The sequence below is a fragment of the Musicola keenii genome, assembly GCF_014855505.1.
In the GTDB taxonomy this organism is placed as follows: domain Bacteria; phylum Pseudomonadota; class Gammaproteobacteria; order Enterobacterales; family Enterobacteriaceae; genus Musicola; species Musicola paradisiaca.
Window position 1 is genome coordinate 92324 of record NZ_JAAWVW010000001.1, and the last position, 12941, is coordinate 105264.

The following is a 12941-nucleotide window of genomic DNA, read 5'->3' on the forward strand; positions in this document are numbered from 1 at the left end:
CGGCGGGCAGCGGGCGGACCCGGCCACGCGGAACATGAGGTATTGGGATGTCCCCAGTCGCCGTGCCTAAGAAGCGCAGGAATTCACTGCGTGTTGCGTGGCCTCTGCTTGGTTTGTCGCTGGCTTCGGCCCAGGTTCCGCCGTTCCGCTTGGCGGCACGGCATCATGATCCGGGTAGCCGTTATGCCAAGGGCGGCGGAACATCATCCTGGCGACTCTCCGTGCGGGCCCAGGTAGGCATGTGGCCTTCAGCCCTGCGGCTGGAAAGGTTCGCCCAGCGTCAACATCAGCCGGTTGGCCCAGGCAAAGAAGGCGGCGGACTGGATCAGGTCAAGTATCTCCAGCGTACTCAGCCCTTGTTGACGCAACCGCTCGATATCCTGCGGGTTAAGCTGCGCTGGTGTTACGGACAGCCGTGCCGCGACATCAATGATGGCCTGCCAGCGCGGCTCCTGTTCTGCACCCAGATCGCCGCCGGGCGCGACCGCCAACAAGTGCTGTACCGCATCATGCCGTTTGGCCAATTGGCTGGCTTTGCGGGCGTGCACCGACGCGCAGTAAATACAGCCGTTAACCTTGCTGGCGACGGCGGCGGCTAGCTCGCGTTCGGCGCGCGGCAGCCCGCCGCTGGTATAAAAAATGCCCTTGTCGGTCAGGGTGCGCTGTTCCAGCACGGGCTGATTGCGACCCAGCAGGCGGAAATAGTCCGAGTGGGTATGGCCGAATTTCTCCAGCACCGCCTGTTCTGCGGCGCTGAACTCCGCCAACGGTTTGGCGGGGATCCAGGGTTCCCACGCCAGTTCTTCCTGGGTGAAGGCCAGCGGCGCCGGCTTGCCGTTGTGGGTCAGCGGTTGGGTATGCCAGGTGCCGGCGGCGGCGACAACCGTATCGGTTTCGGCGACCGGTTGCCCGGCCAGCAGGCGAAAGCCGCGCAGCAGGCGGCTCTGGAAACTGACGAATGCCGTCAGTTGCGACAGCGTGACGATGTCGTCCGTGGTCCAGCCAGCCTGCAACAAAGCGTGCAGATGTTCGTGGTTGGCCGTCGCCGGGCGGAGGGTCAGCCGCTCGGCATGCGCTAGCGCCAATTGCAGTGCGTCGCTGTCGGCCGGTACGGGGAAATCCGTCAACCGCCCGGCATAGAAGCGTTGCAACACGCTATCCTGATGCCAGCCGCTGATCTTTTCCGCCAGCAGAAAACGCAATGTCGGCGTCAGATTGCCGTCGGCCGAGGCGGAAAACAGCGCCTCATGGCTGCCCTGCGTATGCCGGGTGGCGGCGTCGCGGACGGTCCGAGCCTGTGCCAAATCGGTATTCGGGGGGATCTCCGCCAACTGCTGCAAAATATCCTGTGTCGAAAAACTCATACTATCTCCTGCCCAACCGGGCTGTTTTGTTGCGTTTTTTTCGTCTGCCAGCCCAGCGCCGGCGCCACCTGGGTGGCGATCAGTTCCAGCGAACGCAGAATATAGGTGTGTGGTGGATCGATGGAGTGCACCTGGAACGACAGATCGGTGGTACGCGCCAGCGCGCTATCCGCCAGCAGCGAGGCGATGACGTCATCCGGTGCGCCCACATGGCTGTCGAAGGAGGCGATCAGCTCCTCCACCGAACCGTCGCGCGAGGGGCGGCCCAGCCGGGCGAGGCGGGCGGCAGAGCGTTGTAGGCCGGTTTGCGCCAATTGCAGCGCCAGCGTGCGGTCATCCGCCACAAACACGCTGCGCGACCCCATAATGCGCGGCTCGACGCCATCGGGCAGCGCGTCCAGATAGGCGTCGATCATCGGGTTTTGCAGGTCGGCCAGCGTGGCGTAGGCGTGGTTTTCCGCACGCGGCTGGGTACGAGACAGCATGAGTCCGTCACCGGCTTTGCCGGCGCGAATGGCGCCCTCGACCGAAAAGGTGGCCTGCCACACGCGCTGGTTGAGATGCGGTGCGATCGGGTAAAGCTGGTTGCCGTCGCCGCTCAGCGGCACGCCGGCCCAGGCGGCGCGAACCTGCGCCAGATAACGAGCCAGAATTTCGCCGCGTTGCTCGCTGTTATGGCCAAATGCCGCGAAGGACGAAGGTGTGCCGCCCGAACCGATACCGACTTCCAGACGGCCGTCGCTTAGCAAATCGAGCACGGCGGTGTCTTCCGCTACGCGCAACGGTTGCTCCATCGGCAGCGTGATAACGCCGGTACCAAGCCGGATGCGGCGGGTACGCGCCGCCACCTGCGCTAAAAACACCAGCGGCGATGGCAGGCCGCCTTCGTCGGCGTGAAAATGGTGTTGCGCCACCCAGGCGCTGTCAAAACCGAGCTGTTCGGCACGGATAATCTGTTCCGTTGCCAGCCGGTAGCGTTGTCCCGCCGGTACGTCATCCAGCAGACGGGTAAAAAATCCCAGACGTTTACGCATGATGTTTATCCTCTCATCGCAATGGTTCAGGCGTCGATCAGGGCTCGGCGCCCCGGAATAGCGTCGATCAGCGCCTGGGTGTAGGGTTGTTCCGGTCGGGCGAAAATCTGTTCCACCGGGCCGGACTCCACCAATTTGCCGTGGCAGAGCACGGACACGGTGTCGGCGATTTGCCGGACGACGGCGAGATCGTGCGAAATGAACAGATAGGTCAGCCCCAGCGCGGTTTGCAGTTCTTCCAGCAGCCGCAGGATTTGCGCTTGCACCGTGACGTCAAGCGCGGATACCGCTTCGTCCAGCACCAGCACCTTCGGCTCCAGCACCAAGGCCCGGGCGATAGCGACGCGCTGGCGCTGGCCGCCGGAGAGCTCCGCCGGGTAGCGTTGCAGCAGTGGGGCGGGCAATGCCACCCGTTCGAACATCTCCGCCACTTTTTGCTGACGCTCCAGACGGCGGTAACGGCCAAAATTACGCAGCGGTTCTTCAACGATATCCGCCAGCCGTTGCGCCGGGTCGAGCGAACTGAATGGGTTTTGGTACACCAACTGGATGTGCTGGCGGAACTGGCGCAGTGCTTCGCCACGCAACTGGGCGACATCGGTGCCGTCGATCACAATGCGACCGGCGGTCGGACGCTGGAAGCCGAGCAGCAGGCGGGCGGTGGTGGTTTTGCCGGAGCCGGATTCGCCGACGATGGCGTGGGTGGTGCCCGACGCGACGCTGAACGAGATATCGTCCACTGCGCGAAACGGCGTGGTTTTGCCCGCCAGCGGGAATTCCTGCACCAGATGCTCCACGGTGACGATGGGGGCGCCGTCCTGCCGGCGGCTGGGGCGTTTGGTCGCTGCCAGCGAGGGAATGTTTTCCAGCAGCGTGCGGGTGTACGGGCTTTGCGGCGCAGACAACACCTCCCGCACCGGCCCCTGTTCCTGAATATAGCCTTGACGAAATACCAACAGCCGGTCGGCGCGCTCGGCCGCCACCCCCAGATCGTGAGTGACGAACAGCACGGCGGTACCCTGTTCCCGGCGCAGGTCGTCCAACAGGTCGAGAATGCGTTTTTGTACCGTCACATCGAGCGCACTGGTGGGTTCGTCGGCGATGATCAACGCCGGTTTTAGCGCGATGGCGATGGCAATCAGCACCCGCTGTTTCATGCCGCCGGAGAGCTCATGCGGATACTGGGCGGCGCGCAGTTCCGGCTGCGTCAACCCGACGCGCGCCAGCAGCGCCAACGTCTGCTGACGGATGGTTTTGCGGTCGTCGCGGTTCTGATGCAGCCGCAAAATTTCGTCCACCTGTTCGCCGATGGTTTTTACCGGGTTGAGGGAACTACCGGGATCCTGGGGCACCAGGCTAATGACGCTGCCGCGAATGCTGTCCAATCGTTTTTGCGGCCAGCGGCTGATGTCGGTGCCGTTGAGGAGGATAGCGCCGCGCGCCAGGCGGCCGTTATCCGCCAGTAATCCGATGACGGACTGGGCGGTGGTAGTTTTACCGGAGCCGGATTCCCCTACCAACGCGACGACTTCGCCGGGCCAGATGGCGAACGAGACGCCCTCTACCACGATGCGTTCGCCGTCGTCGCCGCGATAGGCGATGGTGACATCGTCCAGCGCCAGTACCGGTTGCGGCGCTTGGGTTTGCAAACCAGCCGACAGATGCATGTTCATGCCCTCCGCAGCGATTGACTGACGCGGTTGGCGGCGAGCACCACCGCTACCACCAACAGGCCGGGGAACGTCGTTAGCCACCAGGCGGTCGCCAGGTAGTTGCGTCCTTCGGCGATCAGCAAGCCCCATTCCGGGGTTGGCGGCGGCGCGCCGTAGCCCAGGAAGCTCAGCGTGGCCAGCTCCAGAATGGCGTAACCGAATTGCAGCGCGGCATAGGCCAGTACATTGGGGAGCGCATTGGGCAGAATGTGTCGCCAGAGCACACTCCAAAAGGTTCCGCCGCTGCCGAACGCCGCTTCCACGTAGTCGCTGTTGCGCACGCGCAGCACTTCCGCCCGCACCAGCCGGGCGAATTTGGCCACCAGAATGGTGCCCACGGCGATGGAGGCGTTCACGTTGCCGAAGCCGAGCAGGATAATCACCGTCAGCGCCAGCAGCAGGCTGGGGATTGCCAGCAGCACATCGACCGCGCGCATGACCAACGTATCCGAACGTCCGCCGAGCGCGCCCGCCAGCAGGCCCAGCACGCTGCCGAGGCCGAGGCCCAGCCCGACGGCGATCGCCGCGCCGGACAGTGAGTGCGACGCGCCGTAAACGATGCGGGTGTAAACGTCGCGGCCGAGCTGATCCGTGCCCAGCAGAGCCTGTTGACCCGGCGCCAGCCGCTGCGCGCCTGCGATGCCTTCAACCGGATTGTCGTGGGTGAACAGCGCGGGGAACAACGCCCAGAGCATCACGGTGAGCAGCACCAGCCAGGCGAGAAGCAGCCCCGGCTGGGCGACGTAGCGGCGCAGCCGCAGGGTTTTCCGGCGCAGCGGAAAAGACATTTTTTCCAGTTGAATCGTCGCCATGGTTATACCTCAGCCCGTTTCTTCAGGCGTGGATCAAGCAGGGGATAGAGCAGGTCTACCAGCAGGCTGACCGTGACGAACGCGGTGGCGGACACCAGCACAATCGCCTGCAATACGCTGGCGTCCTGGGTGTTGACCGCTTCTTGCGTCAACTGGCCCAGCCCGCTACGGCCAAAGACGGTTTCGGTGATCAGCGCGCCCGCGATCAGTTCGCCCAGCAGCATGCCCGCCAGCGTGAGTGCGGGCAGGGCGGCGTTGCGGGCCACGTGACGCCACAACACGCCGCTGCGGCTGATGCCTTTGGCGCGCGCCACCGCCACAAACGGCTGTGTCAGCACCTGATCGATGCTGCGCATCAGTACCTGCGCGATCGGCGCCGAGATCGGCACCGCCAGCGTCAGGATTGGCAACACTAATCCTTCCCATTCGCCGGGGTTGATCACGGAAACCCAGCCCAAACGGAAGGAGAACACCTGAATCAGCACGATGCCCAACCAGAAGGTGGGGATGGAAATAAACAGCGACGGTACGGATTGAAAGACCTGCCGCAGCCAGCAGAAGGGCGACAGTGCGGAAAGAAAGGCCAGTGCGGACGCCAGCAGTACCGAAACGCTGAAACCGAGCACCGCCAGCAGCAGCGTCGGCGGCAGATTGGTCGCCAACAGCTCGCCGACCGGCAGCCCCGCGTGCAGCGAGAGGCCGAAATCGCCATGCAGAATGCGCGCCAGCGACGCAAAATACTGCGTCAGCATTGGAACGTCCGTACCGTAGGATTGACGCAATAGCGCGATCTGGTCGGCGCTCAGTCCTAGCTCCGGGTTCATGAATTTGATCAGCACCGCATCACCCGGTAGCGCCTGCAACAGAATGAACGACAGGGTGAACGCCGCCCACAGCACGCCGAGCGCCTGTCCGATGCGTATCGCCAGATATTTCATGCCTCACCTCCTGATTTGGCCTGTGCCGCCATCGGCGCTATGCGCGACGACGGTTTGATGGCGTTCAGCCTGATGCCGGGATCGACGAGCGAACGCCGCAAGGGCTCCCGGCATTCGCCCGGCGGACAGACTTTGGCGATCGCTGTTATACCGGGCTCAGACGGGACGTCGGGTTACTTGTCCAGCCAAGTGTTGTAGAAGCTGGGGCGGCCGACGGCTTCAAAACCGATGCCTTTGGTGGCGGCGCGCCCGGCAAACACCTGCGGTTCTTCAAAAATCGGAATGACGTAAGCCTGATCGATCAGGTAGTTCTGTACGTCGCCCACCAACGCCAACCGCCGGGAGCGATCGGTGGTGGAGGCAATGCCGTCCAGCAGGGCGTTCAGGCGCGCATCTTCAAAGGTTTTCACCTTGTCGCTCACGCCGCCTTTTTGCAGCAGCACGTTACGCAGCGTTGGATAATATTGGCTCTTCAGTACGTCCGGGTCGGCGCGGCCCACCATGCCCGGTGCGACGCCGGTTTTTTGTGGATCGAGGCTGTCCATGGTTTTGCTGCCGGCATCGCCCGCCAGCACGTTGAGCTTCACGCCTAATCTGGCCCACTGTTGCGCCACCAGTTGCAGCATCTCTTTGTTCTGCGGCTGCGGCAGTGATTCATAGGCAGTCAGGGTCAATGTCTGTCCGTCTTTTTCTCGCAGGCCTTGCGCGCCGGTTTTCCAGCCCGCCTCGTCCAGCAGACGCGACGCCTGCGCCGGGTCAAAGCGCAGTTTTGACGACAGATCGACATAGCCGGCGGCGGTTTTCGCCAGTACCGATGTTGCCTGCGGGTAGTTGCCGGAGTAGAGCGTCTGGACGATCTCCCCGGCGTTGGTGCCGTGCAGCAGAGCCTGACGAACACGAATGTCGGCTACCAGCGGGTTATCCGGGCGGAAGTTGATGCTGTTGTTGACGCCGCGGGTGGCGGCGGCATAGACGTGGATGCCTTCGCTTTGCACCCGTTTTTCGTCATAGGCCTGAATCTGGCGGATGACGTCCGCCTGACCGGAAACCAGCGCGCCAATGCGCACGCTGTCTTCCGGCGTGACCAGATAGGTGATGCCGTCCAGATAAGGACGGCCCTGATGTGTGGATTTCACCGGCGCCCAGTGGTAGTCCTTGCGGGCCGTCAGCTTCAGTTCGCGTCCCGGTTTCTCGCTGCTGACCACGAACGGGCCGGAGCCGATGATGCGGGGAGCGTCTCCCAACTGGTTGAAGTTGCGGGCCAGGGTACTGAGGGATACCAGCCCGGAACCGATGGCCGATGTGCCTTGCAGAAAACCGGGCGACGGTTTTTTGAAAAAGAACTTCACCGTCAGCGGGTCGATGACTTCGCTGCGCAGGTAGTTGTTGATCACCTCCGATACCGGCTGGTTCAGCGCCTTGTTGCCGAGGCCGTAGGTATCAAAGTTTTTGGCGACGGCGTTGGCGTCCAGCGGCGTACCGTCGGAGAAAGTCACACCGGGGCGCAGTTTGAAAGTGTATTCGGTACTGTCGGCGTTGATAGTCCAGGACTCGGCGATCCAGGGTTCAATCTCCAGCGTTTCCGGATTCTGGTAGGTCAGCTTATCGGTGATCTGGTTCAGAATGCCGCCGTTCGGGTAAAAACCACCGGCGGGCGGGTAAAGATTGGTATGGGGCTGTTGTTCGAGATACACCAGTGTTCCGCCGGTTTTCGGCGCTTTATCGTCGGCCTGTGCCGTGGCGCCATTTCCCAATAATGCTAATGAAATAAGCAGACCCATCTGCCGATTATGCGGAGCATTAAATAAACCAAACATGGTTTTTCCTTTATTTATTAAATGATTATTTGAAAATAAGCCGAGAGCTGGGGCGACAGGCGCACTGCCGTTGAGACACGATACTTTCACAGTGGTATTGAAACGACAAAGTATAAGAATGGTAATTGTTATGCGATTTTCATGTAAAAACACTGTAACGCAGATGAACGTCCGTCAGCGGGACACATGAGAAAAAGAGGGAGACAGAGCGTGCTGAGGGTGTGCTGGGATGATGACGTTGCCTTTGGTGGCGCTTGCGTCATGGTGTCTGTGCTTTGAAGACTTCATGCTTTGATCGGGGGGATAACTATCCTGGTGGGCAACGGATCATTACAATGTTGAATGTTCCACAGAAGAATGAATACCGTGAGCGAATTTTGATGTGGCTCAACGCGTAATAGTTCGCCACTTTATGTGGAAAATTTTACATATGCCCTAACAGTCATGGGAATGGTAAACGTGTTGGGCACAGTTATTTTGAAAACAATAACTCTGAAAATGATGAAGATTGGAGCCTGATGTGAGCTTTGAAAAGACGTTTAGAGATTACAAAGACGAAGGAGATGCCTGGATTACGCTTGCAACAGGGGAATATTACCCAGACATCCTGTGGGATGCGTGCAGACTTTATGAGCCCGTGTTGGTTGAGTTTGGCTTGTTGCTAAAAGCATCGCATTCATCTACCAACTTATTTACCTCCATCATGGACACAAAAAATCAGTGGATGAGAACGCAGCTCTGTCGGATATTCAAAAAATATGTTAGCCCACAGACACCTGTTGAAATGTTAAAGCGCAAGACTGATGCAGCAAAAATTTGTGCCCAGTTTGGCGACGCTTTCAGAAATATCGTTGAGGTACAGCGGAAGTTCAATTCGCGTCCGATACCGGATGAAGCATTATGTGCAGTGCTCTGGGAGTATAAGGATCGAGGTAAAAAAGGCTATGACCTTACAGAGAGACTCTTTGATGTGCTGCGTAGTCAGCATACTCATTTAGTGGTTACTGGGCCTGAGCGCGCGGGGAGGGATGTACTACTGGGTAATGTTTTCAAAGACTATCCAAAGCCTGATCGTCCGGTAGATTTTGTAATCTATGAAGGTGAAAACGTTCTGGCTATTGGTCTTGCGCGTTATGACTCTGATCGTGGAGGTTCCCAAGAAGACGATCGAACTGGGCAGTATCGGGAAGTCGCTCAAGAAATCATTAGCTACGCGGATAGTCATGGAATGCCACATATCAAGGTTGTCTATGTAAATGATGGACCGGGTTTGTTGCTTGGTTCGATGTGGAATGATTATTCGTATATCGAGGAGCAATGGCAGGATAGGGTTAAGGTTGTCACTCTACGAATGGTGCCAGAGCGTATTACTGCTGAATGGCTGAGGTCTTGATATGGCAGTACCTATTCCAGTGAAAGGAAAGCGTAATAGTGCAGTACGACAGCAACGTACGGGAACTACAGGCTTTCATCTTGCATACCACGGTAAGAAGTCAACGGAAGAGATTTTGACAACGCCTATAGGTAAGTATGTTCCAAGTGCTACCTACAATAGTGGCGAGAACAGGCTATATCATGCAGATAACCTTCAAGTTTTAGCCACACTTGCGCAGGATGAGTCCGTCGTAGGTAAGGTTAAGCTAGTCTATATTGACCCACCGTTTGCTACGGCTGCTGCATTTGAGTCGAGAAAACAAAAACATGCTTATGATGATCACCTTATTGGGCCGGATTTTGTCGAAGCGTTGCGTGAACGACTAATACTCATTCATCACCTTTTGGCTGATGATGGTTCTCTGTATCTTCATCTTGATGAACGGATGATTTTTCACTTTCGCATTATTCTTGACGAAATTTTCGGGGAAAAGGGTTTCAGGAACTGTATTACACGCAAGAAATGCAATCCAAAGAATTACACCAGAAAGACATACGGTAACGTTGCTGACTACATCCTCTTTTACACGAAGAGCGAAAGTTATGTTTGGAATCGCCCGGTTGAGCAGTGGGAGGAGATTAAAGCAATAAAAGAATATCAGTATGTCGATTCGGATGGGAGGCGTTATAAGAAAGTACCTGTCCATGCCCCAGGTGTTCGCAACGGTGAAACAGGTAAAGCATGGCGGGGTAAGTTCCCCCCTCCAGGCAAGCATTGGCAGTATCCGCCAACAACGTTGGATGAGATGGATGCAAGGGGCGAGATTTATTGGTCAGCTACGGGGAACCCGAGACGGAAAATATACCTTGAAAATAGTCCGGGCATTCCGGTTCAGGATATCTGGATGGATATGAAGGATGCTCATAATCAAAACATTCATATCACAGGCTACCCGACGGAAAAAAATCCAGCCCTGCTTGCCCGTCTCATTGAGGCTTCTTCAAACCCCGGTGATCTCGTTATGGATTGCTATTCGGGCTCTGGAACAACCCTTGCTGTGTCTTCCAGACTTGGAAGACGTTGGATTGGTGTGGATCGTAGTCACGAAGCGATAAGAACGACTTTACATCGCTTTGAACTTGGCACCGAACGGATGGGGGACTTTGTTAATACAAAGCAGCAAAGTGAATTACCTTTACATAACCCTATTACTGATTTTGTGCTTTATGAAACGGTACAGGAAGATGTTGGTGTTGATGAGGTGTGTGAAGCGTCAGAAAAGACAGCATCTGAACCGGTGGTGCTGTCAGGGCGGTGAAAAAATCTCTTTTCTTATCAATAGATATATCCTGAATAGCCTCGACGATCCTGGCATATGAGCGATCGTCGGGGCTGGCTTCCCGTACAGTAATCCGTTTATGCCGGATCGCGGTCGATGGCGAATGGCGACCAGGCCTGACGTACCGGCATCACTTCAACCCGGTTGATGTTCATGTGATCCGGCAGTGTGGCGATGTAATAAATCTGCCCGGCGATGTCTTCCGCCGTTAGCGGCGTAGTGCCGCGGTAGAGGCGATCAGACGCATCCTGATCGCCCTTGGTGCGCACCAGCGTGAATTCGGTCTCAGCGATGCCGGGTGCCAGATCGGTCACGCGCACACCGGTGCCCTGTAAGTCGCAGCGCAGGTTGTAGCTGAACTGTTTCACAAAGGCTTTGGTGGCGCCGTAAACGTGGCTGCCGGGGTATGGCCACTGGCCGGCGATGGAGCCGATGTTGATGATACTGGCGCCTTTACCGGTGCTGATGAGCGTTGGCAACAGCGCATGGGTGACGTTGACCAGCCCTTTGGTATTGGTGTCGATCATGGTGTGCCAGTCGTCCAGTTGCACCGATTGCGCAGGCTGCGGCGACAGCGCCAGCCCGGCGTTGTTCACCAGCGTTTTCACCGCCCGGAAACCGTCCGGCAGGTTGTTGACCACCGCTTGCACCGCGGCGGCGTCACGCACGTCCAGCGTAGCGATGTGCACCGGCACCGTGGAAGACAGCTCATCCGCCAGCGCTTGCAGTCGTTCTGCGCGGCGTCCGGTCAGAACTAATGACCAGCCCGCACGCGCGAAATGATACGCGGTGGCGCGACCGAACCCGGACGTGGCGCCGGTAATAAACACAATATTGCTCATAACGATGGGTTCCTCTCGATGGATGATGTGCGATGGATGGCGTGGGGCGCACTTCCCGCGAATGATCGCCATGGCGGCAGCAGGCCGTTCAGCATGGTTTCAACTCTACGAATAAGGCCTGGTGGCTCACAGGGCCAGTTCGCCGGAAAGGATGGGACACATCTGGCTCATTAATCATCGGAAACTGGCTCTATCGCCTGCGACGGTTTTCTTCCTAGTCTCAAATCATGATGTGTTTCACGTTCGTCGGCAGTGTTGCGCCGCCGGGGGCGTGCCGTGGGTATGACGAGGGTAAACAAAATGACGTTGAAACAGGTGCAATCGAACGAAGAAGTCCGCCAACTGGACAGACAGTATGTCTTTCATTCCTGGTCGTCGCAGGGGGCGCTAAACCCGATGGTGATCGCCGGCGGCGAGGGGTGCCGGTTGTGGGATTACGAAGGCCGCTCCTATCTGGATTTCAGCAGCCAGTTGGTGAATACCAACATCGGCCATCAGCATCCGAAAGTGGTGGCGGCGATCCGTGAACAGGCCGGGCTGCTGACCACGATTGCGCCCGCCACCGCCAATCTGGCGCGCGGTGAAGCGGCAAAGCGCATTGTGTCCCATGCGCCGCAAGGGCTTAACAAGGTGTTCTTCACCAATGCCGGTGCCGATGCCAATGAAAACGCCATCCGCATGGCGCGTCTGTTCACCGGCAAGGAAAAAGTGCTGTCCGGCTACCGTTCCTACCACGGCAACACCGGTGCGGCGATCGGCGCCACCGGCGACTGGCGCCGCCTGCCGAATGAATACTCTCGCGGTCATGTGCATTTCTTCACGCCTTATCTGTACCGCAGCGAGTTTCATGCAACGACGGAACAGCAGGAGTGCGCGGCGGCGTTGCATCATCTGCGCCGCATTATCGAATGCGAAGGGCCGAATACCATCGCCGCCATTCTGCTGGAAACCATTCCCGGCACGGCCGGTATTCTGGTGCCGCCCGCCGGTTATCTGCAAGGGGTGGAAGCGCTGGCCCGCGAGTTCAATATCATACTGATTATGGATGAGGTGATGGCCGGGTTCGGCCGTACCGGCAGTTGGTTTACCTGCCAGCACTATGGCGTAACGCCGGATTTGATCACCTTCGCCAAAGGGGTGAACTCCGGTTACGTGCCGGCGGGCGGGGTGATTATCGCCGAGCGCATCGCGCACTTTTTTGATGACCGGCTGTTCCCCGGCGGCCTGACCTACTCCGGTCATCCGTTGGCGATGGCGGCCATCGTCGCCACTATCGATGCGATGGAAGAGGAAAAGGTGGTGGAGAATGCCGCGAAAATCGGCGACGGCATTCTGGCCGAGGGCCTGAAAAGTATCGGCGAAAAATACGCTATCGTCGGTGATGTGCGTGGCAAAGGGGTGTTCCACGCGCTGGAGCTGGTGAGCGATCCGGCAGCCCGCACGCCGTTGCCCGCCGCCCGCATGGCGGATCTGAAAAAAGCGTTGTTGGATCGCGGTATGATCGGTTTTATCGCCGAAAATCGCCTGCATGTGGTGCCGCCCTGCATCATCACCGCCGACGAAGCCCGGCAAGGGCTTGCCATTATCGATGAGGCGCTGGCGGAGTTGAGCAACAAGCTGGCGTGATAGCCCCTGTATGAATTTGTGTCAGTCATCACGCTGTCAGTGATGACGATGATGCCGAACGCGATACCCGGATGGGCTCGCG

General features: G+C 58.5%; 10 protein-coding genes. 3 read left to right on the top strand and 7 right to left on the bottom strand.

Features of this window, described 5'->3' with window-relative positions; genetic code table 11:
* Positions 1–248 precede the first annotated feature (248 nt).
* The 6 genes from HEP82_RS00420 to HEP82_RS00445 all read right to left on the bottom strand — a co-directional run bounded on the left by HEP82_RS00420 (position 249) and on the right by HEP82_RS00445 (position 7677).
* Positions 249–1364 carry an alkylhydroperoxidase domain protein gene (locus HEP82_RS00420; protein WP_192456284.1) on the bottom strand — a complete coding sequence of 372 codons (1116 nt, stop codon included), beginning with the start codon at positions 1362–1364 and terminating at the stop codon, positions 249–251.
* Complete coding sequence (locus HEP82_RS00425) at positions 1361–2401, bottom strand: putative FMN-dependent luciferase-like monooxygenase (RefSeq protein ID WP_192456595.1); 1041 nt, start codon at positions 2399–2401, stop codon at positions 1361–1363. Before HEP82_RS00425 ends, HEP82_RS00420 begins: the two co-directional genes overlap by 4 nt.
* A 23-nt stretch (positions 2402–2424) precedes the next feature.
* The gene (locus HEP82_RS00430) at positions 2425–4065 is read right to left on the bottom strand and encodes a dipeptide ABC transporter ATP-binding protein (RefSeq protein ID WP_192456596.1); all 1641 of its coding nucleotides are present in this window, start codon (positions 4063–4065) and stop codon (positions 2425–2427) included.
* A 2-nt stretch (positions 4066–4067) separates the two neighbouring features.
* Positions 4068–4922, bottom strand: coding sequence for an ABC transporter permease (locus HEP82_RS00435; RefSeq protein WP_192456285.1), 855 nt, complete (start codon positions 4920–4922; stop codon positions 4068–4070).
* A 2-nt stretch (positions 4923–4924) separates the two neighbouring features.
* Entirely contained in the window at positions 4925–5860 is a 936-nt protein-coding gene (locus tag HEP82_RS00440) for an ABC transporter permease (protein ID WP_192456286.1), read from the bottom strand.
* A gap of 173 nt (positions 5861–6033) precedes the next feature.
* The gene (locus tag HEP82_RS00445; protein ID WP_192456287.1) at positions 6034–7677 is read right to left on the bottom strand and encodes a TIGR04028 family ABC transporter substrate-binding protein; all 1644 of its coding nucleotides are present in this window, start codon (positions 7675–7677) and stop codon (positions 6034–6036) included.
* 520 nt (positions 7678–8197) lie between these two features.
* Here HEP82_RS00445 and HEP82_RS00450 point away from each other — a divergent pair.
* Positions 8198–9070 carry a bstEII gene (locus HEP82_RS00450; protein WP_192456288.1) on the top strand — a complete coding sequence of 291 codons (873 nt, stop codon included), beginning with the start codon at positions 8198–8200 and terminating at the stop codon, positions 9068–9070.
* A 1-nt stretch (position 9071) separates the two neighbouring features.
* Entirely contained in the window at positions 9072–10370 is a 1299-nt protein-coding gene (locus HEP82_RS00455) for a site-specific DNA-methyltransferase (protein WP_192456289.1), read from the top strand.
* A gap of 98 nt (positions 10371–10468) precedes the next feature.
* On the opposite strand, the gene HEP82_RS00460 is transcribed toward HEP82_RS00455, so the two are convergent.
* Positions 10469–11239, bottom strand: a complete 771-nt coding sequence (locus HEP82_RS00460; protein WP_243061601.1) for an SDR family NAD(P)-dependent oxidoreductase — start codon at positions 11237–11239, stop codon at positions 10469–10471.
* 294 nt (positions 11240–11533) lie between these two features.
* Between HEP82_RS00460 and HEP82_RS00465 the strand changes: the two genes are divergently transcribed.
* On the top strand, positions 11534–12859 hold the full coding sequence (locus HEP82_RS00465) for an aspartate aminotransferase family protein (RefSeq protein WP_192456291.1): 1326 nt from the start codon (positions 11534–11536) through the stop codon (positions 12857–12859).
* Positions 12860–12941: the final 82 nt, after the last annotated feature.